Origin of the sequence: Rathayibacter sp. AY1A5, assembly GCF_002930875.1 — a bacterium.
Classification (GTDB): Bacteria; Actinomycetota; Actinomycetes; order Actinomycetales; family Microbacteriaceae; genus Rathayibacter.
The window spans coordinates 35,829-59,492 of the sequence record NZ_PSTM01000004.1 but is presented as its reverse complement, the minus strand read 5'-3'; the positions used below and the strand labels follow the sequence as shown (position 1 = coordinate 59,492).

Genomic DNA, 23,664 nt, shown 5'->3' with positions numbered 1-23,664 from the left:
CGCGTCGAGTCCTCGGACGAGGCGGCTCGCGGGGATCCCGCGGGAGGGCCCGGGATATGCTGGGCGGACGTTCATCCCAGTCGGCGCCGAGCGCCAGGAACGGTGAGGATCCCGATGACCGAGGCCCTGCAGCCGCCCGTCCAGAACGCCCTCTCGCTCACGCCTCCGGAGCCGGTGGCAGCGGTGCCGACCACCTCGGCGCCGTCGATCGCGCCGAAGGTGCCCGAAGCCGCCCTGCCCGGCCTCGAGGCGAAGGTCGACGGCTACCTCGACACGCTCCTGGCGACGGAGTCCCGCAGCCCCGAGTTCGCGACGCGGGCCAACGACATCCGCACGATGGGCGACGCCGACATCCGCTCGGCCGCCGACTCGTCGAACCGGCTGCTGAGCACGCCGGTGCGCGCCCTCCAGGAGGGCGGGCTCTCCGAGGGGTCGACCATCGGCAAGACGCTGCTCGAGCTGCGCCGCACGGTGGAGGATCTGGACCCGTCCGAGGACAACCTGCAGAAGAAGATCCTGGGCTTCATCCCGTTCGGCAACAAGATCACCGACTACTTCCGCCGCTACGAGAGCGCCCAGTCGCACCTGAACGCGATCATCCAGGCCCTGTACGACGGGCAGGACGAGCTGCGGAAGGACAACGCGGCCCTGAATCTCGAGAAGCAGAACCTCTGGGAGACGATGACCCGTCTCAACGAGTACATCTACGTCGCCGAGCGGCTCGACGTGAAGCTCTCGGCGAAGATCGCCGAGCTCGACGCCACCGACCCGGAGCGGGCGAAGGCGCTGCGTGAGGACGTCCTCTTCTACGCGCGCCAGAAGCACCAGGACCTGCTGACCCAGCTGGCCGTGTCGATCCAGGGCTACCTCGCGATCGACGTCGTCATCAAGAACAACGTCGAGCTGATCAAGGGCGTCGACCGCGCGACGACCACGACCGTCTCGGCGCTGCGCACGGCGGTCATCGTGGCGCAGGCGCTCGCCAACCAGCGCCTCGTGCTCGATCAGATCACGGCGCTGAACACCACGACGTCCAACATGATCGAGGCCACCTCGCGCATGCTCGCCGACCAGTCGGCCTCGATCCAGTCGCAGGCCGCCTCGGCCACGGTCGGGCTGCCGCAGCTGCAGGCCGCGTTCGCGAACATCTACCAGACGATGGACTCGATCTCGGACTTCAAGATCAAGGCGCTCGACAGCATGGCCCAGACCGTCGGAGTCCTCCAGACCGAGACGGCGAAGGCCGGCGAGTACGTCGAGCGGGCCCGCCGCAGCAACTCGGACATCGACGCGACGTCCTCGCTCGATCTCGGCCGCTAGCCGATGGGCTGGTTCTCCCGACTGTTCACGGGTGCCCCCGCGGCGCCGGAGGAGACCGCGCCCGCTCTGCCGAGCGTCCCGACGAGCGAGGACATCCTCGCGGCGCTCGACAGGGTGGGCGCGCGGACGGAGGGCCGGGTGCCCGGCATCGTCGCGGCGCGCATCCAGCGGATCGACGAGACGGTCCGCGAGATGGTGCCCCGTCTCGACCGCCTCGGCGGGATGAGCCGTCAGGGCCACACCGTCGTCGCGACCGCGACCAGCTACCTCCCCGAGGCGGTGGAGGGCTACCTCCGCCTGCCGAGGGACTTCGCCGACCGCCGCGCCGTGCACAGGGGGAAGACCTCGCTGATGATCCTCTGCGACCAGCTCGACCTCCTCGGAGGCACGCTCGACCGCATCTCGGACGCCGTCTCGCGGCAGGACGCCTCGGCGCTGATCGCGCACGGGCAGTTCCTGGCCGAGAAGTTCACGGAGTCCTCGCTCTCCCCGAGCGGTCTCGACGCGCCTCCGCAGCCGGGAGCGCCGTCCGGATCCGGCTCGCTGACCCCGCCGAGCGCCTCGTGACCGCGCTCGCCCCGGCGCTGGACGCCCTCGTGCTCGCGGGGACGGCCGCCGGCCTCGACGCCGCGGCCGTCCGCGACGAGGGTGCGCGGCTGGCCGCCGCCGTCGCCGAGTCGATCCGCGGCGCCGGGCAGGACTGGCTCGCCGCGACCGGCGCGACGGGCGGTCTGGAGGCGTTCTTCACCGCCGCCTCGAGCGGCCGGCGCTGGCGGTCGGGGCCGACCGATCAGCTGGCCGCCCTGGTCGGCGCGGGCTCTCACCACTCCTCCGCCTACGCCCGCGCCCTGACCGAGGTCGTCTCGGCGGCCAGCGCTCTCGGCGACCCGGGCATCGGCGGCATCGCCTCCGCCTCCGCGACCGCCGCGGCCCAGCTCTCCGCCGTCCCGGGCGCCCGGGGCGCCGCTCCGACGAGGAGCGGAGGAGTACCGCACACGACCGGCCGGACGCCGGACGGTGCCGCGAGCGCCGACCTGCCGACCGGTCTGCCCGCCGGCGTGCCCGGGGTCGACGAGATCCTCGAGCGCCTCCGCCGGACCGAGCACGACGGTCCGCAGGACGAGCCGGCGCCCGCCGCCGCTCCCGCCGCGGAGCCCGCCTCCGAGCCGGAGCCGCTCGACCCGCCGGAGTCCATCGACGACCTGCTCGCCGAGCTCGACGCGCTGATCGGCCTCGACCGGGTGAAGAGCGAGATCAAGCGGCAGACGCAGCTGCTCCGGATCGACACCCTGCGCCAGGCCGCCGGTCTCAGCACGCCCACGCTCACCCGCCACCTCGTCCTCACGGGGAACCCCGGCACGGGCAAGACGACGGTGGCGCGGCTGGTCTCGCGGATCTACCGCTCGCTCGGCATCCTCTCGAAGGGCGTGCTCGTCGAGGTCGACCGATCGGAGCTGGTGGCCGGCTACCTCGGGCAGACCGCGACGAAGACCGCGGAGGTGATCGCCTCCGCGCGCGGCGGCGTCCTCTTCATCGACGAGGCCTACGCGCTCGCGCTCGACCAGTACGGCGCGGAGGCGGTCACCACCCTCGTGAAGGACATGGAGGACCACCGCGGCGACCTCGTCGTGATCGTCGCCGGCTACTCCGGGCCGATGCAGGGCTTCCTCGACACGAACCCGGGACTCGCCAGCCGCTTCTCGACCACGATCGACTTCGCCGACTACTCCGACGACGAGCTCTCGGCGATCTTCGGCCGCCTCGCCGCCTCCGCGGACTTCGAGCCGACGGAGGAGGCGCTCGCCGCGTTCGCGGGCCTCGCCTCGGCGCAGCAGCGCACGGAGGCGTTCGGCAACGGGCGCTGGGTCCGCAACGTCCTCGACGCGGCGATCGCCCGGCACGCCTGGCGCCTCCGCGACGTGGAGGAGCCGACGCTCGACGAGCTGCGCATCCTGCTCCCCGAGGACGTGGTGGAGAGCCCCGAAGCCTCGAGCAGCCCGGACGGAGCCGGCGACGACGACGAGGGCGCGGTCGACGGCTCTGAGGAGGCCTTCGGGCAGGCGGACGCCGCCCCGAGCGGCACGGCCGTCCCCGTCACCGACGACCCCGAGGAGGAGAGCCGTTGAGCACCGCACCCGCCGCGCCGCCCGCGCAGAGGATCCCCGAGCCGCCCCTCGTCCAGGTCGCCAACCGGCCGGCGCAGCGGAAGCCGTCGCTGCTGGCCCGCGCGACCGCGACCACTCCGGCCACCCTGCGCCTCCTGCTCGCCCTGACGGCGCTGGCGGCCGTGCTGTTCGGCGTGTTCGCGCAGCAGGCAGGAGCGATGCAGGCGCGCGCCGCGACCACGGCCCGGGAGCAGTCGGCGCAGCTGCTCGGCGTGCAGAACGTCCGCACGCTGCTGGTGGACGCCAACGCGATCGCGGCCAACACCTTCCTCGTCGGCGGACTGGAGCCGACCGAGCTGCGGGCGTCGTACGTCTCGAGCCTCACCGGCGCCGCCTCCGCGATCGCCGGGCTCTCGGCCGCCGACTCGGCGGACACCCGGGCCCTCGCCCGGGTCGCCAGCAGCATCACGACCTACAGCGGGCTGATCGAGCAGGCGCGAGCCAACAACCGGCAGGGCTTCCCCGTCGCCTCGGCGTACCTCGACCAGGCGTCGACGGCCCTCTCGGGAGACGGCGGCATCCTCGAGGACCTCGACGGGCTCGTCGACTCCGGTGCCGACCGGGTCGCGGCCGCCTACGACGCCGTCCGATGGAGCGTCCTGCTCATGATCGGCTCGCTCGTGATGCTGGTCCTCCTCCTGGCGGCGCAGCTCTGGCTCGCCCGCCGCACGCACCGCTACCTCAACCGCCCGCTCGCCACGGGGACCGCCCTCCTGCTGGTCGTCGGCGTCGGCGGGGCGCTCGCCTACGGATCGGTCGCGGCGGACGCGGGGACGGCGCGGGTCGAGTCCTATCGCGAGGCGCTCACCGTGTCGAACGCGCTCATCGCCGCGAGCGACGCCAAGTCGCTCGAGAGCTTCACGCTGATCAAGCGCGGCTCCGGCGCCGCCCTCGAGGAGCGCTACACCCAGGCCGTCGACTCCGCCCGGGAGAAGCTCTCGGGCGACCTGCAGGACGAGCTGGCGAGGACGCGGCTCGTCGACGAGTTCGGGCAGTGGCAGTCGTTCCACGAGGAGATCCGCGCCGCGGACGACGCCGGGAACTGGGACCAGGCCGTCCGCGTCGCCACGATCACCGGGAACGGCACGCCGAACGACCTCTTCACCACCTTCTCCGACGACGCCCGCGACGTGGTGCAGGAGAAGGCTCTGGCCGCCGCCGCCACGCTCGACCGAGGTGCGGAGTTCGCGACCCTCGTCTCGTGGATCCTGCTGGCGGCCGGTCTCGCCGGAGCCGTGTTCGCCTGGCGCGGCATCGCCCAGCGACTGGAGGAGTACCGATGAACCGCCTGCGCGCCGCCGCCCTCGCCATGGCCGCCGCCGCGGCACTCTCCCTCACCGGCTGCACGACGGGGGCGGACGACCTCGGCACGCCCCTCGCCGCGGCGACCCCGACTCCGACGGCGAGCGCGTCCGCTCCCCCCGCTCCTGCCGCGGCGGACTGCTCGCCCTCGGCGGTCACCTCCTACGCGCCGACCGGCGTGACCGACAGCACCAGGCTCGCGGAGATCCGCGGGCGCGGGACCCTGCGCGTCGGCGTCTCGGCCGACACCCTCCTGATGAGCGCCCGCAACCCGATCACGGGGGCGATCGAGGGCTTCGACGTCGACATCGCCCGCGAGGTCGCCCGGGCGATCCTCGGCAGCGACTCCATCGACTACGTCGTGATCACCTCCGCTCAGCGCCTCCCCGCGCTCACCGGCGGCGACGGCGCCCCGCAGGTCGACATGGTCGCCCGCACCCTCACGATGACCTGCGACCGCTGGAGCTCGATCGCCTTCTCGTCCGAGTACTACGACGCCGGCCTCAAGGTGCTCGTCTCCGACGACCCCGACGGCGTCCCGATCACGGGCATCGGCGACCTCGACGGCGAGAGGGTCTGCGCGCCCAGCGGCACCACGACGCTCAGCCGCCTGCAGAACGACTACCCGGAGGTCGAGGCCGTCGAGGCCGCCACGCACTCGCAGTGCCTCGCCCTCTTCCAGGCCGGCGAGGTCGACGCCATCGCGGGCGACGACACGATCCTCGCGGGCTTCGTGGCGCAGGACCCGTACGCGAAGGTCGTCGGCGACGCCCTGAGCTCGGAGCCCTACGGCCTCGGCCTGCCCGCCGACGACCCCGACTTCGTGCGCTTCGTCAACGCCTCGCTCGAGAGCATCCGCAGCGACGGCCGCTGGCAGAGCATCTACGAGCGCTGGCTCGGGGTCCTCGGCGAGGCCTCGCCGCCGGCCCCGGTGTACGGCCGATGAGCACCGGTCTCGCGGAGGGAACGCCCGTCGCTCCGGGCCGGCTGGGGGAGGCCGCGCCGCAGCGCGAGCTCTTCGAGTACCTCGCCGCTCTCACCCGCTGGCTGCAGCGGACGACGCGCGAGCTCTCGCGGCTCGACGCCGCCGCGCTGGCGTCGCCGCAGGCCGAGAACTACACGGCCGACGTGGTGCTCGCCCAGTCGCTCCGCGAGTCCGTCACCCGGCGCCTGGCCGAGCTCGAGGCGGTCTGGGACTCCGGCCGCGTCGACGTCGTGGCGCGCGAGCGGATGTCGCAGCTGATCTGGGGCCGTCTCGACGCCTCCGGGAGCGGCGCGGTCTCGCTGGTGGAGGCGGTGCGCCTCTGCGACGCGGTCGTCGGCCAGCTGCGCTCCCGGCTCGAGCTCGACCCCAGCGGCACCGACGTCGCCGGGCGGATCGTGGGGGTGCGCGCCGAGATCGAGCGCTGCCGCGACCTCACCCGTGACGGCGGCGGCACGGTCGACCGCGAGCGGGCGGAGCGGGTCGCCGTGCTGCGCTCCCGCCTCGACGCGCTCGCCGAGCGGGCGGGTCGGGGAGCCGACGTGTCGGGGCCGCTCGGCCAGCTCGAGAGCGACTCCGCCCGGCTCGAGCGCGACCTGATCATCGCCGCGTCCGAGCGGCGCGGACTCGAGCGCGACCGCCGTCGGGCGCGCGAGCTGGCGGAGGCGGCCGAGCGCCGCGAGGCGCCGCTGCGCGAGCTCGTGGCCCGCTGCCGCCGCGAGATCGCCGACCCGCCGCGGCTGGCCGTGCCCGACGTCTCCCGGCTGGGCGATCCTCCGTCCGACCGCGAGGCGCTCGACGCGCACCTCGCCCGCCTGGCCGCCGTCGGCCGCGCGTTCGACGCGGTCGAGGCCGCCTACACCTCGCCGCTGCGCGAACGGGCCGCTCTGGGCTTCCGCCTCCGGGCGCTGCGGGAGCGGGCCGAGGGCAACGGCCGCGCTGCTACCGCCGTCGGCGTCGCGGCCGAGGAGGAGGTGCGCGCCGCCCTCGACGCGGTGCCCTGCTCCGTTCCGCTCGCCCGCCACCTGGTCGAGCAGTACGACGTCGTCACCCGCGACCTCCCGCACCCCGACCCCGCGCACCACCGGAAGGCCACTTTATGAACGGCGCCCCCTGCACCGCGACTCCCGGCTGCACCGGGACGATCGAGGACGGCTACTGCAACGTCTGCGGCCTCCCGCCCGAGGAGGGCGCCGCCGCCTCCACGCCGACCGCGCGTCGCGCCGCTCCGGCCTCCCCGCCCGCCACCGCCTCCGCCGCCTTCGGCACCGGCTTCGTCGAGGGCACCCCCGGCGCCACGGCACCCGGGCCTGCCGAGGAGTCGGCCACCGCGCGCAGCACGCGCACCTCCTCCGCCCGCCTCGCCACCGCCGCCCTCGGTTCCGCCCGCACGGCGCAGACCGGCTCGAAGGTCACCCGCCGCGTCGGCACCACCTCGACCCGACTGCGCGGCCCGAGGCTCGGCGCCGGGCTCACCACTGTCCCGTCCCGCCCGGCCGCCGACGCGATGGCCGCCCTGATGACCGAGGCGGTCCTCCCCGAGCGCAAGCGCTTCTGCTCGCACTGCGGCACGGCCGTCGGCCGCGGGCGCGACGGTCGGCCCGGCCGCACCGAGGGGTTCTGCCCCAACTGCCGCACGCCGTTCTCGTTCACTCCGCAGCTGGTGAAGGGCGACGTCGTCGGCGGCCAGTACGAGGTCGTCGGCTGCCTGGCCTACGGCGGCCTCGGCTGGATCTACCTCGCGCGCGACCGGAACGTCTCGGGGCGCTGGGTGGTGCTCAAGGGCCTGCTCAACTCCGGCGATCCCGATGCGTACGCGGCGGCCGTCACCGAGCGCCGGTTCCTGGCCGAGGTCGAGCACCCGCTGATCGTCGAGATCTACAACTTCGTCCTGCACGACGGCGCCGGCTACATCGTGATGGAGTACGTCGGCGGGCCGAGCCTCAAGCAGATCCTGAAGGAGCGGCTGGACGCCAACGGCGGCGCCGCGGATCCGCTGCCGGTGGATCAGGCGCTCGCCTTCGTGCTCGAGGTCATGCCCGCCTTCGCCTACCTGCACGACCACGGCCTGCTCTACTGCGACTTCAAGCCGGACAACATGATCCAGGTGGGCGACCAGGTCAAGCTGATCGACCTCGGCGGAGTGCGCCGGATCGACGACGAGGACTCCGCCATCTACGGCACCGTCGGCTACCAGGCTCCGGAGGTCGCCGACCTCGGTCCCTCGGTCGCCTCCGACGTCTACACGATCGGCCGCACGCTGGCCTCGCTGGTGCTCGACTTCCGCGGCAACCAGACGACCTTCGTCGCCTCGCTGCCGCCGGTGTCGGAGACGCCGCTGTTCCAGCGCTACGACTCCTTCTACCGCCTGATCGCGAAGGCATGCGCTCCCGACCCGCAGGACCGCTTCGCCACGGTGGACGAGATGCGCGGCCAGCTGCTCGGAGTGCTGCGCGAGGTCGTCGCGACCGACCGCGGTCCCGGACACCCCGCGCTGCACTCGACGGAGTCGGCCCTGTTCGAGGCGCCCGTGGCCGACGTGGTCGACCGCGTCCCGCCGTGGGACGCGCTGCCGGCGCTCCGCCGCGACGAGTCCGATCCCGCCCGGTCGTGGCTCGCGGGCGTGAACGTCGCCGACCCGATCGTGCGCCTGCGCGCTCTCGCGCTCGCGCCCACCGTGACGGTCGAGGTGCGGCTCGCCCGCGCCCGGGCGGCGATCGAGGCGCAGCGCTGGGAGGAGGCGGCCCGCGCGACGGGCGAGATCCTCACGGAGGACCCGTGGGAGTGGCGGGCGGTCTGGATGAGCGGTCTCGCGCAGCTCGCGCGCGGCGACGACATCGGGGCCCGCGCCTCCTTCAACACCGTCTACGGGCAGGTCCCCGGCGAGCTCGCCCCGAAGCTCGCGCTCGCCGCGGCGTGCGAGGCGAGCGGTGAGCCCGAGGTCGCCGAGTCCCTCTACGTGATCTGCGCCCGCGCCGACGCGAACTACACGGCACCCGCCGCCTTCGGTCTCGCGCGGGTGCGGCAGCTGCGCTCCGACCTCGACGGGGCGCTAGACGCGCTCGACATCGTCGCGCCCACGCGCTCCTCCTACTCCGACGCGCGCCGCCGCCGGGCGGAGCTGCTGGCGGAGTCGGGCCGCGGGCTGCCCGCGCTCTCGGCCGCCCTCGCGAGCGTCGACTCCGTGTCGATCGATCAGCGGACCCGCCTCGAGCTCACGACTCAGGTCCTCGCCTCCGCCCTCGAGCTGGTGCGGCGCGACGGCCCGGCCGAGGGAGCGACCCTCGGCGGGGTCGAGGCGAACGAGGCCGCCATCCGCGACGGCCTCGAGGCCTCCTACCGCGCGCTCGCCGCCTCCACTCGCGAGCGCGACGAGCGCCTGCGCCTCGTCGACCGCGCCAACGAGGTCCGACGCTGGACGCTGACATGAGCGGCGCGCTGTCGACTCCCTGCCCGAACTGCGGCGAGCCGGTCACGACCGGCGACGCCTTCTGCGAGGCCTGCGGGACGCCGCTGATCGTCGCGGCCGCCCCCTCCGCTCCGCCCGTCGCCGTAGGAGGATCTGCCACCTGCGTCTACTGCGGGGGAGCGGTCGCCGAGGACGGCTACTGCGAGCAGTGCGGACGCCCCGCTCCGACCGAGCGCGAGCACTGGGCCGAAGCGCCGCACCCGCTGGTCGGCGGCGTCTGCGACCGCGGGCTCCGGCACCCGGCCAACGAGGACGCGATGGCGCTCGGGGCGGTCATTGGCGCCGACGGCTCTCTGAGGACGGCGCTGCTCGTGGTCTGCGACGGGGTCTCCTCGACCCCCGACTCCGACAAGGCGTCGCTCGCCGCGGCCCGTGCGGCACTCAGTGCGCTGCAGGCCGAGGTCGGCGGGGAGAGCGCGGGAGCGGACCGCTGGCGCGCGCTGCTGCAGATGGCCACCGCGCGCGCCTCCGGAGCGATCGACGCGGCCGTGCCCGAGAAGCGGTCGAATCCGCCCTCGTGCACCTTCACCGCGGCGGTGCTGGACGGCGCGCTGCTCGTCACGGGCAACGTGGGCGACAGCCGCAGCTACTGGATGCCGGACGCGGGCGAGCCGCGGCAGCTCACGGTCGACGATTCGTGGGCGCAGGAGCAGATCGCCTCGGGAGTGCCGCGGGAGCAGGCCGAGACGGCGCCCGACGCTCACGCCATCACCCGCTGGCTCGGCGCCGACGCGCACGACGAGGAGCCGCGGGTCGCCTCCGAGGAGCTGACCGAGCCGGGCTGGGTGCTGGTCTGCTCCGACGGGCTCTGGAACTACGCGTCCGCCGCCGAGGACCTCGCGCGCGTGCTGCGCGAGGCGCAGGAGAGGGTGGGCGCGGATCCGGTCACGCTCGCGGAGGCGCTGGTCGCCTGGGCGAACGAGCGCGGCGGGCACGACAACATCACGGCCGCGCTGGCGCGGTTCGACCCGGCGGGTGCGGCGGAGACTGCGGCTGAAGCGTCCGCTGCCGAGGTGAACGGTGAGGAGACCGGTACAGCCGAGCAGGATACCGCCGACGCCGGCGCCGCCGACCTCGGCGCTGCGGATCCCGGCGCTGCGGATCCCGGCGCTGCGGACCCGAGCGCGGCCGACCCCGCCGCCTCGAGCCCCGACGCGGCCACCCCCTCGCCCGACGCCGACGCCGACGCCTCCCGTCCCACCGACTGAGCGCGCCGATCCGTCCAGACCACCCCTCCACCGCTGGACGGATCGGCACCCCCGCGGCCGTGGTCACGCCCCTACAGTCGTCGCCATGAGCATCGCCGAGCCCGCCACCGCCCTGTCCGTCGTCGGCCACTGGATCGACGGGGCTCCCTCGGCCTCCTCGTCCGGCCGCACCGCTCCCGTCTACGACCCGGCGCTGGGAGTCGCGACCAAGGAGGTCGCGCTCGCCGACTCCGCCGAGGTGGACGCCGCCGTCGCCTCCGCGAAGGCCGCGTTCCCCGCCTGGCGCGACACGTCGCTCGCGAAGCGGCAGCAGATCGTCTTCCGCTTCCGCGAGCTCCTCGAGGCGAAGAAGCAGGAGCTCGCCGAGCTGATCACGTCGGAGCACGGCAAGGTCGTCTCGGACGCGCTGGGCGAGATCACCCGAGGGCAGGAGGTCGTGGAGTTCGCGACGGGGCTCGCGCACCACCTCAAGGGCGAGTACTCGGAGCAGGTCTCCACCGGCGTCGACGTCTACTCGACCAAGCAGCCGCTGGGCGTGGTCGGGATCATCTCCCCCTTCAACTTCCCGGCGATGGTGCCGATGTGGTTCTTCCCCATCGCCATCGCCGCCGGCAACACCGTCGTGGTGAAGCCCTCCGAGAAGGACCCGTCCTCGGCGATCTGGCTCGGCGCCCTCTGGAAGGAGGCCGGCCTCCCCGACGGCGTCTACACGGTGCTCAACGGCGACAAGCAGGCCGTCGACGGGCTGCTCGAGCACCCCGACGTCCGCTCGATCTCGTTCGTCGGGTCGACCCCGATCGCGCAGTACGTCTACGAGACGGGCACGAAGCACGGCAAGCGGGTGCAGGCGCTGGGCGGGGCGAAGAACCACATGCTGGTGCTCCCCGACGCGGACCTGGACCTCGTCGCCGACTCCGCCATCAACGCCGGCTTCGGCTCGGCGGGGGAGCGGTGCATGGCGATCTCGGTCGTCGTCGCGGTCGAGCCCGTCGCCGACGAGCTCATCACCAGGATCCAGGACAGGGCGTCGAAGCTGCGCATCGGCGACGGACGCCGCGGCTGCGACATGGGCCCGCTGATCACCGAGGCGCACCGCGACAAGGTCGCCTCCTACATCGCGATCGCGGAGGAGGACGGCGCGGAGGTCGTCATCGACGGGCGCGGGATCGAGGTGGACGGCGACGCGAACGGCTTCTGGCTCGGCCCGACCCTGCTCGACAAGGTCCCCACCACCTCCCGCGCCTACACGGAGGAGATCTTCGGCCCGGTGCTCTCCATCGTCCGCGTCGCCTCCTACGAGGAGGGCGTCGCACTCATCAACAACGGCGCCTTCGGCAACGGCACGGCCATCTTCACCAACGACGGAGGAGCGGCACGCCGCTTCCAGAACGAGGTCGAGGTCGGCATGATCGGCATCAACGTCCCCATCCCCGTCCCCGTCGCCACGTTCTCCTTCGGCGGATGGAAGGCGTCCCTCTTCGGCGACACCAAGGCCCATGGAGCCGAAGGCGTCCGCTTCTTCACCCAGCAGAAGGCCATCACCAGCCGCTGGCTCGACCCCTCCCACGGCGGCATCAACCTCGGGTTCCCGCAGAATTCATAGGCTCTCTCCTCCTGGCGTCGTCGATCGCCCGCAGTCGGCTCGGGAGGGTGGTCGGGTCTTGCAGAGCGTCGCGCGTTCCGCGCACGTCGATCCGCTGGGACGCGGATCGCCGGTTGCGCTCCGCGGTGCTCGTGAGGCTCTCTCCTCCTGGCGTCGTCGATCGCCCGCAGTCGCGGCGCTGGTGAGCCTCTCTCCTCCTTCGTCGTCGATCGCCTGCGGTCGGCTGGGGAGGGTGGTTCCGTTCTCGAGGGCGTCGAACGTTCCGCGCACGTCGATCCGCTGGAACGCGGATCGCCGGTTGCGCTCCGCGCCGGCGGGAAGTGCTCGGTCGACCGGAGAGGCTCCTGAGCACCGCCGAGCGCAACCGTCGATCCGCGTGTGAGCGGATCGTCGTGCGCGGTACGCGACCCGCTCTGCGGAACGCGACCACCCTCCCCGGCCGACCGCGGCCGATCGACGACGAAGGAGGAGAGAGGCTCTTGAGCACCGCGCAACCGGCGATCCGCGTGGGAGCGGATCGTCGTGCGCGGTACGCGACCCGCTCTTCCCAGCGCGACCACCCTCCCCGGCCGACCGCGGCCGATCGACGACGCAGGAGGAGAGAGGCTCTTGAGCACCGCGCAACCGTCGATCCGCGTGTGAGCGGATCGTCGTGCGCGGTACGCGACCCGCTCTTCCCATCGTCCCCAACTTCTGAGGCCGACCGTGGCCGACCGACGACGAAGGAGGAGAGAGGCTGCTGAGCACCGCCTAGCGCAACCGTCGATCCGCGTGTGAGCGGATCGTCGTGCGCGGTACGCGACCCGCTCTTCCAGCGTCCCCACCTCCTGAGACCGACCGCGGCCGATCGACGACGCAGGAGGAGATCGGCTATGAGTGGAGCCGCAGCGCCGTCCAGAGCTCGGTGCGGGCGGAGACGTCGTCGAGGTCGAGGCCGAGGGCGCGCTCGACGGCGGTGATGCGGTTGCGGAGGGTGTGACGGTGCACGCCGAGGTCGCGGGCGGCGGGCTCCCAGGCGCCGTTGCGGCGGAGCCAGACGCGGGCGCTCTCGAGCAGCACGGCTCCCTCCGGGGTCAGCAGCGGTGCGAGCATCCGGCGGGCGAGCGGTGCGGCTCCGGCGGCGGCGAGGAGCCCGATCATCCCCTCGGCGGCGACGTCCTCGAACCGGACCACCGTCCCGTCTCCTGTCCGCTCGGCGGCGCGCCGCGCCTCCTCGAGGCCCCGGTCCAGGTCGGACCAGCCGATCGGGACGGAGGCGCCGGCGCTCGCGCCGTGCCGCTCCAGCACGGCGGTCAGCGGCTCGAGTCCGTCGGCGGCGGCGACGGCGACGAGCGAGCCGTCCCTCTCGGCGAAGAACAGGCGCGCGCCGTCCTCCTCCGCCACGACCTCCAGCTCGTCGAGGAGCGAGTCGCCGTGCACGGGCGCGCTCAGCACGACCACCCGCACGGGCTCGGCGGGCAACGGGCTCCCCAGGCGCCGTGCGGTGCTCTCGGCGACGTCGAAGGCTCCCGCCGCCAGCAGCTCGAGCAGTCCGGAGCGCAGCTGCCGGCGGGAGGAGTCCAGCGCCCGCCGCTGCTCCAGCGCGATGCTCGCCAGGGCGATGACGCTCGCGACGAGGTCGCTGCCCGCCGGGTCCAGCGGCGTGCCCGTGCCCACGGCGAGCACCCCGCGCAGGTGGTCGCGGCGCCCGATCGTCTGCAGCGTCACACCGCCGCCGTCGTCGAGCCGCAGTCCCGCTCGGCTGCCGCGGGTCAGGGCGTGCCTCGCGGCCGCGGCGACCGCCTCCTCCGCCGGCACGTCGAGCCGGGTGGGCAGGTGCACCCTCTGCCCGGCGGCGTCGTAGAGGGCGACCCAGCAGTCCAGCTGCCGCTCCAGCTCGGTGAGGATCGCCGCGAGCCCGTCCGGCCGCAGCGCCGCGCGGGCGACCCGCCGCTGCGCCTCGAGCGACCACTCCAGCCGCTCGCGCTGCTCCCGCGAGATCACGTCGGCGACGAACCGGATGATCCCCATGAACGGAGTCAGGTCCGCCACCTCCAGCAGCGGCAGGCCCTGGCGCTCGCACGCCGTGACGAGAGCGGCGGGCACCTCGTCGTGCACGATGCGGGTGGCGAAGCCGAGCGCGCGGATGCCGCGGCCGCGCAGCCGGGCGACGTACTCCTCCGAGAACTCGGCGCTGTCGTGCCCGGTGAAGTGGACGCCGTCGGTCAGCAGCAGCTGGCCCGACTCGAGCCAGGGCGTCGGATCGACGAGGTCCGAGGAGTGCGCCCACACCAGAGGGGCGTCGAGGTCGGCCTCGTCGTGGACGCCGGCGAGCACGCGGAGGCGGAAGGCCGGTTCGGCCAGCAGATCGCGGACGGTCGCGGGCATGCGCGGCTCCCTTCGACGTTCCGTCCATCGTAGGGTCCGCGGATCGACGGATCCGCACGCCCGCTTCCGAGGCGCGCGCGGCACGATGGGGAGCATGACGTCCTCGACCGCCCCCACCGTCCGCGACAACGCCTCGGTCACCGCCGCCGACCGGTCCCGCGTGTTCCACTCCTGGTCGGCGCAGGGCGCGCTGAACCCGCTGCCGATCGCAGGCGGTCTCGGCGCGGAGGTCTGGGACGTCGACGGCACCCGCTACCTCGACTTCTCGAGCCAGCTCGTGAACGTCACCATCGGCTACCAGCACCCGAAGGTCGTCGCCGCCATCCAGGAGCAGGCGGGCGTCCTCACCACGGTCGGCCCCGCCTACGCGAACGAGACCCGCGCCGAGGCGGCCCGCCTGATCACCGAGCGGGCGCCCGAGGGCATGGAGAAGGTCTTCTTCACCAACGGCGGCGCGGACGCGAACGAGAACGCGATCCGCATGGCGCGGCTGTTCACCGGCCGCGACAAAGTCGTCTCGCTGTACCGCTCGTACCACGGCAACACGGGAGCGGCGATCGTCTCGACCGGCGACTGGCGCCGCATCCCGAACGAGTACTCCCGCGGGCACGTGCACGCCTTCGGGCCCTACCTGTACCGCAGCGAGTTCTGGGCCGAGAGCCTCGAGCAGGAGTGCGAGCGCGCCCTCCACCACCTCGAGCGCGTCGTGCAGGCGGAGGGGCCGGAGTCGATCGCCGCGTTCCTCCTCGAGACCATCCCCGGCACCGCCGGCGTGCTCACCCCGCCGCCCGGCTACCTCGCGGGTGTCCGCGAGATCGCCGACCGGTACGGCATTCAGCTGATCCTCGACGAGGTCATGGCGGGCTTCGGGCGCACGGGGGAGTGGTTCGCCTTCGACGCCTTCGACGTGCGCCCCGACCTGATCACCTTCGCGAAGGGCGTCAACTCCGGCTACGTCCCGATCGGCGGCGTCGTCATCTCGGATCCGATCGCCCACCACTTCGACGAGCGCGTCTTCCCCGGCGGCCTCACCTACTCGGGCCACCCGCTCGCCGCGGCCAGCGTCGTCGCGACGCTCGAGGCGATGGAGGAGGAGGGGATCGTCGACAACGCGCGCACCATCGGCTCGGAGCACCTGGCCCCCGGCCTGGCGGCGCTCGAGGCGAAGCACGACCTGATCGGCGAGGTCCGGGGCTCCGGAGTGTTCTGGGCCCTGGAGCTGGTCACCGACCGGGCCGCGCGCACCCCGCTGCCGGCGGCCTCCGTCGCCCGCCTCAAGAACGACCTGCTGTCGCGCGGCCTCCTGCCCTTCACCGCCGACAACCGGATCCACGTGGTCCCGCCGGCCGTCATCACCCCCGCCGAGGTCGCCCGCGGCCTCGGCATCCTCGACGACGCCCTCACCGCCTTCAGCGGCTGACCGCACTCCGTTCCGCGGGGAGCGGCGTCCTCGCGGGGCGTATCCGGGGATTCGCGTTCCAGCGGATCCGCGTCGCCGTGCGCGACCCGCTCCTCGGGACCCGGCCCCGCGCTGGAGCCGACTGCGGGATGCCGCGAAGGCAGCGGCGCCCTCGCGAGGCGTATCCGGGGATCCGCGTTCCAGCGGATCCGCGTCGCCGTGCGCATCCCGCTCCTCGGGACCCGGCCATGCGCTCGAGCCGACTGCGGGACGCCGCGCGGGGAGCGGCGTCCTAACCAGCACTGTGCAAGGCGAACGCCGTCACGAACCCGAGGACCGCGTACAGCCCGGTGAGCACGTCGTCGCGGTCGAACGCCTCGGGGATCATCGTGTTCGAGATCATGGCGAGGATCGCGCCGGCGGCGACGGTCGTCACGAAGGCCACGACCGCGCCCGGTGCGGTGGCGAAGACCAGGAAGCCGACCAGCGCCGCGGCGGCCGAGATCGCGGCGATTCCGCCCCAGACGGTGAAGACGTAGCGGGCGGAGCGGCCGTCGGCTTTCATGCCGACGGTCGAGGACAGGCCCTCGGGGAGGTTCGAGATCGCGACCGCGGCGACGATGGGCACGCTGATCGCCGCTCCCGCTCCGCCCTGGGCGACCGAGAGGCCGAGCACGATCGATTCGGGGACCCCGTCGATCAGGGCGCCGGCCGCGATGGCCGCGCCTCCTCCTCCGCCCGACCCCTTCGCGCTCTTGCGGTTCCCCGCGCCGGCGCGGGTGAGCAGCGCGTCCGCGCCGACGAAGACGACGGCTCCCGCGAGCGTGCCGAGGATCGTCGGGAGCAGTCCTCCGTCGTCCGCCGCCTCCTGCACGAGCTCGTAGGCGAGCGCCGAGATCAGCACCCCTGCTCCGAACGCGGAGATCGCGGCGGTGAGCTTCGGGGGCACGCGCACGAACCAGGCGAGCGCGGCGCCGATCAGGAGGGTGGCGCCGCCGATGGCGCCGCTGGCGAGGGCGAGGGTCCAGGGAGGCACGGCTCCACCCTGGCACCGGCGGTGTCCGGCCGCGGCGGGCTTGACGGGGGCGCTCCGGCGGCGCTCGACCCGCCTCCGCCGGCCCCGACAGCTGTCGTGCAGGCGTCGGGCCGCGATGCCCGGCCGATCCTCGGCGATGGAGGGCCGCTCGGGCCGGGCGTCCCCGTAAACTGCCGGAATGGCGGAGTTCAGCGCGAGTGTTTTCCAGAACGAGTTCCTCTCGGACGGCGCCACCGACGTGCACGCCATCGTCACGGTGACCGCGTCCGGCACGGGGGTCGCCGGGTCCGACGGGGCCGCGGCCGAGATCATCATCGTGGACTGCTCCGGATCGATGACCGGCGAGAACATGACGGCCGCGAAGCGCGCTGCCGCCGTGGCCGTCGACCAGATCCTGGACGGCACCTTCTTCGCCGTCGTGGCCGGGTCCGAGCGCGCCGACCGCGCCTTCCCGTACCCCAACGCCACCGTCTCGATGGTGCGGATGGAGCCGGGGGCGCGAGCCGCGGCGAAGGAGGCGATCGGCTACCTCCAGGCCGACGGCGGCACCGCGATGGGCACCTGGCTGACCCTCGCCCGCCAGCTGTTCGCGACCGTGCCGGAGGCGACGCAGAGGCACGCGATCCTCCTCACCGACGGCAAGAACGAGCACGAGTCGCGGATGCAGCTGGACGCGGCGATCCGCGCGGCGTCGGGCGACTTCCAGTGCGACGTGCGCGGCGTCGGCTCCCGCTGGATCGTCGAGGAGGCGCGCACCATCGCGAGCGCCCTGCTGGGCACCGTGGGCCTGATCGCGAACCCGGCCGACATGGCGGCCGACTTCGAGTCGCTGATGCGGGCGTCGATGGGCCGGGGAGTCGCCAACGGCGAGCTGCGCGTCTGGACTCCGCAGGGCGCGCAGCTGCTCTTCGTCCGCCAGGTCGCGCCGAACCTCGAGGACCTCAGCTCCCGGCGGAACGCCGTGAACCCGCTCACCGGCGCCTACCCGACCGGCGCCTGGGGCGACGAGTCGCGGGAGTACCACGTGGCGGTCCGGGTCGCGTCGAAGCCGGTCGGCTCGGAGCAGCTCGCCGCGCGGGTGCAGCTCAGCGTGCGCGACGAGGTGGTCGCCTCCGCCCTGGTGAAGGCGCGCTGGACGGACGACTCCGCCCTGACCGCCCGCATCGACCCCGCCGTCGCCCACTACACCGGCCAGACCGAGCTCGCCTCGGCGATCCAGGACGGGCTCGCGGCCAAGGCGCGGGGCGACGAGGCGACCGCCACGGTCAAGCTCGGGCGCGCGGTGCAGCTCGCCTCCGTCACCGGGAACGACGAGGCGACCGCGAAGCTGCGGAAGGTCGTCGAGATCGACAACCCGAACGAGGGCACCGTGCGGCTCAAGCGCGGCGTGGACCGCCTCGACGAGATGGCGCTGGACACCGCGTCGACCAAGACCACGCGGGTGCGCAAGTGAGCTTCCGCTGCCCCGAGGGGCACACCTCGCAGTCCGGCGACTACTGCGACGTCTGCGGGGCGCCCATCGGTGCCGCTGCGGCCCCGTCGCCCGCTCCCGCCGCGCCGACCACCGCGATCCCGACCGGCCCCTCGGTCTGCCCGCACTGCTCGTTCCCGAACGAGCCCGGCGCCCTGTTCTGCGAGAACTGCGGCTACGACTTCACGACCGGCTCCCTCCCCGAGGCCGATCCGTTCACCTCCTCCGGCGCCGTCCGCGCTCCGGGCGAGGTCGGCGGCTCCGCGACGCCGTCGGGGGACCCGGCCCAGCACCTGGGCGAGGCGCCCGCGCCGCAGGCCGATCCCGCGGCTCCCACCGAGCTGGTCCCGGAGCAGGAGGCCGGCTTCGACACCCCCGTCGCGACCGCGCCGCCCGCCGCTCCGCCGACCGAGGTGATCCCCGAGGCCCCTGCACCCGAGGCCGCAGTCCCCGACGCGGCACCCGAGGCCTCAGCGTCGGAGGAGGAGTCCGCGTCCGCGCCGGCCACCGGCTCCGCCCGCCCCGCCGCCGCCTCCGCGGACCCGGACCGCCCGTGGATCGCCGAGCTCTGGGTCGACCCGGAGTGGTACGCCGAGCAGCGCGCCGACGACCCGATGCCCTCGCCCGGCCCGCCCGCGACCGTCGTCCTCCGCGAGCGCACCCTGCTCGTCGGCCGCCCGTCCGTCTCCCGCGGCATCTCGCCGCAGGTGGACTGCGGCTCCGACTCCGGTGTCTCGCGGCGCCACTGCCAGCTGAGCACCGACGGCTACCGCTGGTGGGTCGAGGATCTGCAGTCGGCGAACGGCACGTACCTCGCCCCGGCCGGGGCCCCGCTCCCGCAGTCGCCGATCGCCGCCGGTCAGCGCCGCGAGGTCGAGGAGGGCGATCGGATCTACGTAGGCGCCTGGACGCGGATCGTGCTCCGTCCCGCGTTCCCCGGCGAGGCCTAGGGCCCCGCGCCCGGTCGTTCAGCGACCGGCGAGCGCTCCGAGCATCCACGACAGCGCCGCGATCGCGCCGACGCCGACCACGCTCGAGCCGATGATCACGGAGCGCCGGATCCGTGCCGCGCGCGAGTCCGAGGCGGTCGGCGCGCCCGAAGCCGAGCCCGTCGTCATCCCGCCGCGGAGCCGGTGCGCGACCTCGTCGGCGGTCGGCCGCTTCTCCGGGTCCCTCTGTGTCATCGAGGTCAGCAGCGCCCGCCACTCCGCCGGCAGGGCGTCGGGCACGGAGGGGCTGCGGTGGAGGCGGGCGATCGCCGCCTCGAGGACGGTGCCCGAGTACTCCCGGTGACCGGTGATCGCCTCGAGGAGGACCAGGCCGAGGGAGAAGACGTCGCTCGCTCCACTGATCGGCTCGCCCGCGACCTGCTCCGGGCTGACGAAGCTCGCGGTGCCGATCACGACGCCGTCGCTGGTGAGGCGGGAGCCGTCCATGAAGTGGGCCACGCCGAAGTCGGTGAGCTTGGCGGTGCGGGTGTAGCCGCTGGAGGCGACCTCGCTGACCAGGATGTTCGCGGGCTTCACGTCGCGGTGCACGACGCCGCGCTCGTGCAGGTAGGCCAGGGCCTCGGCGAGCTGCGTGCCGATCGCCGCGACCTCCGCCGCCGGGAGGGGGCCGGACTCGAGCCGCGCCTCCATCGTGGGGTCGGCGACGAGCTCCATCACGACGTAGCGGCGGACCTCGCCGCCGAAGTTGTGCAGCCCCGCGTCGAAGAGGTTGACGATGCCGGGGTGGGCGAAGGAGCTCAGCATCCGCACTTCGCGCTCCTGGCGGGCCACGTCCTCGGGGTTCGAGGCCTCCGCGCGGAACACCTTCACGGCGACCTCGCGCTGCACGGTCTCGTCGCGGGCCCGGTAGACCGAGCCCATCCCGCCGGAGCCGATGCGCTCGATCAGGTAGTAGCGGCCGGCCACCTTCTGCTGGGCGGCGTTCGCGGCGACGGTACTCATGGCGATCCCGCCTTCCGCTCGAACGGTGCGCTCCGGAGCGCACGAGGTGGGCGCCTGCGACGACGGTACCCCGGGGCGGCGCCGGCCGGGTCGGCGGAACGGGGGGATTGACACTCCCGGCCCCGGACGGGGGGACGAATGGCCGCTCAGCGCACCGATCGGCATCCCCCGCCGCGGGGTCAGCGGAGGCCGCTGCGCGCGAAGCCCAGCACGAAGTAGCGCTGGAACACCAGGAACAGCACCACCATCGGCACGACGTTCACCAGGGCGAACGCCATGGTCGCTCCGTAGTCGCTGCCGAACTGCCCCTGGAGGAAGAGCAGCCCGATCGGGAGCGTGAACAGCGCGTTCTCCTTCAGGGCGATGAGCGGCCAGGCGAAGTCGTTCCAGGAGCCGAGCAGCGACATGAAGAAGAGCACGGCGATGAGCGGCTTCGAGAGGGGGAGGACGATGGCCGTGAACACGCGGAAGTGCCCGGCGCCGTCGATCCGGGCCGCCTCGATCAGGTCCCGCGGGATCGCGAGGATGAACTGCCGCGCCAGGAACAGCCCGAACGCCGATGCCGCCGTCGGCAGGATCACCGCCCAGTAGCTCCCGTAGAGGCCGAGGTCGGTGACGAGCCGGAACAGCGCCACCATGATCACCTGCACGGGCAGGGTGAGCGTCGACAGAGCCAGGAGGAAGAGCACGCCGGATCCGCGGAACCGCAGCTGCGCGAAGGCGTAGCCGCCGAGCAGGTTGATCGTCACGGTGATCAAAGCGGTGACCAGGCTGATCGCGAGGGAGTTGCCGAACCAGGTCGCCACGGGGAACGACGAGAACACGCGCTCGAAGTTCACCAGCGTCAGCTCGCGCGGCCAGAGGCGGAGGGTGCCGCCGAGCAGCTCGGACCGCGAGGAGAACGCGACGACGACCATCCAGTACAGCGGGAAGACGATGACCACCGAGACGGCGAGGGCGAGGGCGAGGCGGAGCAGGCGCGAGGTGCGCGACGTGCGGATCATTCGACGAGGTCCCTCGAGCGGTTGGTGCGCCACTGCACCGCGGTGAAGATCATGGTCAGGATCAGCAGCACGATGCCGATGGCCGCGGCGTAGCCCTGGTCGCGGGTGACGAATCCGGTGTCGTAGGCGTAGGTCACGAGCACCGAGGTCGCGTTCTGCGGTCCGCCGCCGGTGAGCACGAAGACGATGTCGAACACCTGGAACGAGTAGATGACGTTGAGGATGAGCAGGAAGAACGACGACGGGCCGACCAGCGGCAGCGTCACGTGGCGGAACTGCTGCCACGCGTTCGCTCCGTCGAGCCGGGCCGCCTCGTAGAGCGCCGGGTTCACCCCCTGCAGCCCCGCCAGGTAGATCAGCATGTTGAAGCCGGTGCGCCACCACAGGGTGACGAGCACCACGGAGGCGAAGGCCGCCGCTCCGCCGGACTGCCAGGCGATGCGGGGGAGGCCGATCGTCTGGAGCATGCCGTCGAGCACGCCGCTGTTCTCGTCGAAGATCAGCACGCCCATCAGCGCCGTCGCCACGCCGGAGACCGCCATCGGCAGGATGAGGATGCTGCGGAACACCGGACGCGCGGGCAGCACCGAGTTCATCAGCACCGCCGCGCCGAGGCCCAGCGCCATCGAGAGCGGGGTCACGATCAGGGTGAACAGCGCCGTGTTCAGCGTCGAGCGCCAGAAGAGGCCGTCGCCGAGCAGCCGCGCGTAGTTGTCGAGCCCGACGAAGACGCCGTCGCCGAAGCCGTTCGTGCGCTGGAAGCCGATCAGGAACGCGCCGCCCAGGGGGACGAACACGAACAGCCCGAGCATCAGCAGGTTCGGCGCGAGGAACGCGTAGGCGGCCGCCGTCTCGCGGGCGGGGGCGCGGGAGGTGCGCCGGGGGCGGGCGGTCACCGCCTCCGGCGCGAGGACCGACCGGCTCACTGCGTCGCGGCCGCGATGCCGGAGGTGAGGCCGGCGATGGTGTCCTCGGTGCTGCGCCCGCCGACGAAGGCCTGCTCCAGCTGCTCCTTGAGCACCGTGATGATCGCGGCCATGTCGGGCGAGGCGACCTGCGCCGAGTCGGACGCCTGGACGGCGCCCGCCTGGCCGAGGAACACTTCGGCGAGCTCGGGGCGCACGGCGAACTCGATGCCCGACTCCGTGAGGTCGCGACGGGTGGGGAGGAGGGAGGCGCCGGCGCAGAAGTCGCGCATCGCCTCCTCCTCCGTCACGAACGCGAGGAAGGAGGCGGCCAGCTCCGGGTTCTTCGCGGCCTTGGTCGCGACGAGGGCGTTGCCGCCGAAGTCGCCGCCTCCGCGCACGTTGCGCGGGGAGTAGGTGGCGCCCCACTCGAAGTCGAGGGTGGAGTCGGCGTCGGGGATGAGGAACGCGCCGGCGAAGGTCATCGCGGTGGTCTGCGAGTACCAGAGGTCGCTGGCGTAGGTGGTCGCCTGCACGGAGCTGCTCGGCGGCACGAGGCCGTCGGTGAAGAAGCTGCGGCTGAAGTCGATCGCGGCGCGGCCGGCGGCGGAGTCGATCGCGGGCCCGGACAGGTCCTCGGTGAGGAAGCGGCCGTCGGCCTGGAAGAGCAGGCTGAGCCAGCGCGTGACGCCGTTGCCCTGCCAGTTGTAGGCGAAGGGGTAGCGCTCGGCGGGGAGCGAGGCGCGCAGCTTCCGCCCGACCTCGGTGAACTCCTCCCAGGTCCACGCCTCCTCGGGCGAGGAGGGGAAGGAGGTGACGCCCGCGTCGGCCAGCACCTGCGTGTTGTAGAGGATCAGCGAGGTGTCGGTGTGGTGGGGGACGCCGAAGGGGCTCCCGCCGCTCTGCACTGCGGCCCAGGCCGGATCGGTGAACCGCTCGGCGACGTCGGAGTCGAGGAAGCCCGACAGGTCCAGGAGCTGGTCGCGGCCGGCGTAGCTGCCGAACGTGTAGTACGGGACCCGGAAGACGTCCGGCGGGTTCCCCGCCTGCAGCTGCGCGTCGATGTTGGTGAACATCTGCTCGTACGGGACCGCGTTGAGGGTCACGGTGGCGCCGGCGTTCGCCGTCTGGAACGCGTCGATCGCGCGCTGGAAGCCGGCCAGCTCGGCGTCGGTGCCCCAGGTGGTGAAGGTGAGGGTGTCGCTGCCGGCGCTCGCCGCGGGGCCCGCGGGGGCGAAGCCGCAGCCGGAGAGGACCGGGACGGAGGCGGCGACGCCGAGCGCTCCGAGGAAGCGGCGGCGGTCGAGGACCGCGCGTCCGAGCTGCGAGAGGTCGAGAGCCCCCGCGGGGAGCCCCTTGCTGGTCAGGCCCATGACGGCCTCCTTCCGGGGGCCAGCGGCAGGCTCCCGGGGGCAGGCTATTCCGGCAGGGCCGCGGGAATCGCGGCTGGACGGATCGGCCGATCCATGAGAGGAGCGGCC

At 73.4% G+C, this 23,664-nt stretch carries 18 protein-coding genes; 12 read left to right on the top strand and 6 right to left on the bottom strand.

Features of this window, described 5'->3' with window-relative positions; translation table 11 throughout:
* Nucleotides 1-114 precede the first annotated feature (114 nt).
* From C5B98_RS03650 to C5B98_RS03610, 9 genes are all read left to right on the top strand, one after another.
* Nucleotides 115-1,320 carry a toxic anion resistance protein gene (locus tag C5B98_RS03650; protein WP_104223833.1) on the top strand — a complete coding sequence of 402 codons (1,206 nt, stop codon included), beginning with the start codon at nucleotides 115-117 and terminating at the stop codon, nucleotides 1,318-1,320.
* A gap of 3 nt (nucleotides 1,321-1,323) precedes the next feature.
* The gene (locus tag C5B98_RS03645) at nucleotides 1,324-1,887 is read left to right on the top strand and encodes a hypothetical protein (RefSeq protein ID WP_104249860.1); all 564 of its coding nucleotides are present in this window, start codon (nucleotides 1,324-1,326) and stop codon (nucleotides 1,885-1,887) included.
* Nucleotides 1,884-3,446, top strand: a complete 1,563-nt coding sequence (locus tag C5B98_RS03640) for an AAA family ATPase (protein ID WP_258063429.1) — start codon at nucleotides 1,884-1,886, stop codon at nucleotides 3,444-3,446. The genes C5B98_RS03645 and C5B98_RS03640 overlap by 4 nt, the downstream gene beginning before the upstream one ends.
* On the top strand, nucleotides 3,443-4,768 hold the full coding sequence (locus C5B98_RS16820) for a hypothetical protein (RefSeq protein ID WP_181065450.1): 1,326 nt from the start codon (nucleotides 3,443-3,445) through the stop codon (nucleotides 4,766-4,768). The genes C5B98_RS03640 and C5B98_RS16820 overlap by 4 nt, the downstream gene beginning before the upstream one ends.
* Nucleotides 4,765-5,733 (top strand): glutamate ABC transporter substrate-binding protein, encoded by a 969-nt coding sequence (locus tag C5B98_RS03630; protein WP_104327340.1) that lies wholly within the window; start codon nucleotides 4,765-4,767, stop codon nucleotides 5,731-5,733. Before C5B98_RS16820 ends, C5B98_RS03630 begins: the two co-directional genes overlap by 4 nt.
* Nucleotides 5,730-6,872 (top strand): hypothetical protein, encoded by a 1,143-nt coding sequence (locus C5B98_RS03625; RefSeq protein ID WP_104327339.1) that lies wholly within the window; start codon nucleotides 5,730-5,732, stop codon nucleotides 6,870-6,872. Before C5B98_RS03630 ends, C5B98_RS03625 begins: the two co-directional genes overlap by 4 nt.
* Nucleotides 6,869-9,199: a serine/threonine-protein kinase gene (locus C5B98_RS03620; RefSeq protein ID WP_104327338.1), complete on the top strand. Its 2,331-nt coding sequence runs from the start codon at nucleotides 6,869-6,871 to the stop codon at nucleotides 9,197-9,199. Before C5B98_RS03625 ends, C5B98_RS03620 begins: the two co-directional genes overlap by 4 nt.
* Nucleotides 9,196-10,446: a PP2C family serine/threonine-protein phosphatase gene (locus tag C5B98_RS03615; protein ID WP_146076881.1), complete on the top strand. Its 1,251-nt coding sequence runs from the start codon at nucleotides 9,196-9,198 to the stop codon at nucleotides 10,444-10,446. The genes C5B98_RS03620 and C5B98_RS03615 overlap by 4 nt, the downstream gene beginning before the upstream one ends.
* 85 nt (nucleotides 10,447-10,531) lie before the next feature.
* Nucleotides 10,532-12,049 carry a CoA-acylating methylmalonate-semialdehyde dehydrogenase gene (locus C5B98_RS03610; protein WP_104327337.1) on the top strand — a complete coding sequence of 506 codons (1,518 nt, stop codon included), beginning with the start codon at nucleotides 10,532-10,534 and terminating at the stop codon, nucleotides 12,047-12,049.
* Nucleotides 12,050-12,919: 870 nt separating this feature from the next.
* Here the strand turns inward: C5B98_RS03610 and C5B98_RS03605 are convergent.
* Nucleotides 12,920-14,416, bottom strand: a complete 1,497-nt coding sequence (locus C5B98_RS03605) for a PucR family transcriptional regulator (protein WP_181065449.1) — start codon at nucleotides 14,414-14,416, stop codon at nucleotides 12,920-12,922.
* Nucleotides 14,417-14,510: 94 nt separating this feature from the next.
* On the opposite strand from C5B98_RS03605, the gene C5B98_RS03600 reads away from it, so the two are divergent.
* Nucleotides 14,511-15,836: an aspartate aminotransferase family protein gene (locus C5B98_RS03600; protein WP_104327335.1), complete on the top strand. Its 1,326-nt coding sequence runs from the start codon at nucleotides 14,511-14,513 to the stop codon at nucleotides 15,834-15,836.
* A gap of 271 nt (nucleotides 15,837-16,107) precedes the next feature.
* On the opposite strand, the gene C5B98_RS03595 is transcribed toward C5B98_RS03600, so the two are convergent.
* Complete coding sequence (locus C5B98_RS03595) at nucleotides 16,108-16,851, bottom strand: ZIP family metal transporter (RefSeq protein ID WP_104223842.1); 744 nt, start codon at nucleotides 16,849-16,851, stop codon at nucleotides 16,108-16,110.
* Between the two features lie 178 nt (nucleotides 16,852-17,029).
* On the opposite strand from C5B98_RS03595, the gene C5B98_RS03590 reads away from it, so the two are divergent.
* Together C5B98_RS03590 and C5B98_RS03585 are read left to right on the top strand one after the other, a co-directional pair.
* Entirely contained in the window at nucleotides 17,030-18,304 is a 1,275-nt protein-coding gene (locus C5B98_RS03590; protein ID WP_104238603.1) for a VWA domain-containing protein, read from the top strand.
* A complete protein-coding gene (locus tag C5B98_RS03585) occupies nucleotides 18,301-19,272 on the top strand; it encodes an FHA domain-containing protein (protein WP_104327334.1) in 972 nt (323 codons plus the stop codon). Before C5B98_RS03590 ends, C5B98_RS03585 begins: the two co-directional genes overlap by 4 nt.
* An 18-nt stretch (nucleotides 19,273-19,290) precedes the next feature.
* Here C5B98_RS03585 and C5B98_RS03580 read toward each other — a convergent pair whose 3' ends face one another.
* The 4 genes from C5B98_RS03580 to C5B98_RS03565 form a co-directional block, all read right to left on the bottom strand.
* Nucleotides 19,291-20,274, bottom strand: a complete 984-nt coding sequence (locus C5B98_RS03580) for a serine/threonine-protein kinase (protein WP_181027112.1) — start codon at nucleotides 20,272-20,274, stop codon at nucleotides 19,291-19,293.
* A gap of 179 nt (nucleotides 20,275-20,453) precedes the next feature.
* The gene (locus tag C5B98_RS03575; RefSeq protein ID WP_104327332.1) at nucleotides 20,454-21,278 is read right to left on the bottom strand and encodes a carbohydrate ABC transporter permease; all 825 of its coding nucleotides are present in this window, start codon (nucleotides 21,276-21,278) and stop codon (nucleotides 20,454-20,456) included.
* Nucleotides 21,275-22,174 carry a carbohydrate ABC transporter permease gene (locus C5B98_RS03570; protein WP_244229482.1) on the bottom strand — a complete coding sequence of 300 codons (900 nt, stop codon included), beginning with the start codon at nucleotides 22,172-22,174 and terminating at the stop codon, nucleotides 21,275-21,277. The genes C5B98_RS03575 and C5B98_RS03570 overlap by 4 nt, the downstream gene beginning before the upstream one ends.
* Before the next feature lie 26 nt (nucleotides 22,175-22,200).
* Nucleotides 22,201-23,556: a sugar ABC transporter substrate-binding protein gene (locus tag C5B98_RS03565; protein ID WP_104327331.1), complete on the bottom strand. Its 1,356-nt coding sequence runs from the start codon at nucleotides 23,554-23,556 to the stop codon at nucleotides 22,201-22,203.
* Between the last annotated feature and the right edge of the window lie 108 nt (nucleotides 23,557-23,664).

What these genes read in the sequence shown, in the direction of transcription:
- C5B98_RS03650 (WP_104223833.1), top strand. Translation starts at nt 115, where the DNA reads ATGACCGAGGCCCTGCAGCCGCCCGTCCAGAACGCCCTCTCGCTCACG.
- C5B98_RS03645 (WP_104249860.1), top strand. Translation starts at nt 1,324, where the DNA reads ATGGGCTGGTTCTCCCGACTGTTCACGGGTGCCCCCGCGGCGCCGGAG.
- C5B98_RS03630 (WP_104327340.1), top strand. Translation starts at nt 4,765, where the DNA reads ATGAACCGCCTGCGCGCCGCCGCCCTCGCCATGGCCGCCGCCGCGGCA.
- C5B98_RS03625 (WP_104327339.1), top strand. Translation starts at nt 5,730, where the DNA reads ATGAGCACCGGTCTCGCGGAGGGAACGCCCGTCGCTCCGGGCCGGCTG.
- C5B98_RS03620 (WP_104327338.1), top strand. Translation starts at nt 6,869, where the DNA reads ATGAACGGCGCCCCCTGCACCGCGACTCCCGGCTGCACCGGGACGATC.
- C5B98_RS03615 (WP_146076881.1), top strand. Translation starts at nt 9,196, where the DNA reads ATGAGCGGCGCGCTGTCGACTCCCTGCCCGAACTGCGGCGAGCCGGTC.
- C5B98_RS03610 (WP_104327337.1), top strand. Translation starts at nt 10,532, where the DNA reads ATGAGCATCGCCGAGCCCGCCACCGCCCTGTCCGTCGTCGGCCACTGG.
- C5B98_RS03605 (WP_181065449.1), bottom strand. Translation starts at nt 14,416, where the DNA reads ATGCCCGCGACCGTCCGCGATCTGCTGGCCGAACCGGCCTTCCGCCTC.
- C5B98_RS03600 (WP_104327335.1), top strand. Translation starts at nt 14,511, where the DNA reads ATGACGTCCTCGACCGCCCCCACCGTCCGCGACAACGCCTCGGTCACC.
- C5B98_RS03590 (WP_104238603.1), top strand. Translation starts at nt 17,030, where the DNA reads ATGGCGGAGTTCAGCGCGAGTGTTTTCCAGAACGAGTTCCTCTCGGAC.
- C5B98_RS03580 (WP_181027112.1), bottom strand. Translation starts at nt 20,274, where the DNA reads ATGAGTACCGTCGCCGCGAACGCCGCCCAGCAGAAGGTGGCCGGCCGC.
- C5B98_RS03575 (WP_104327332.1), bottom strand. Translation starts at nt 21,278, where the DNA reads ATGATCCGCACGTCGCGCACCTCGCGCCTGCTCCGCCTCGCCCTCGCC.
- C5B98_RS03565 (WP_104327331.1), bottom strand. Translation starts at nt 23,556, where the DNA reads ATGGGCCTGACCAGCAAGGGGCTCCCCGCGGGGGCTCTCGACCTCTCG.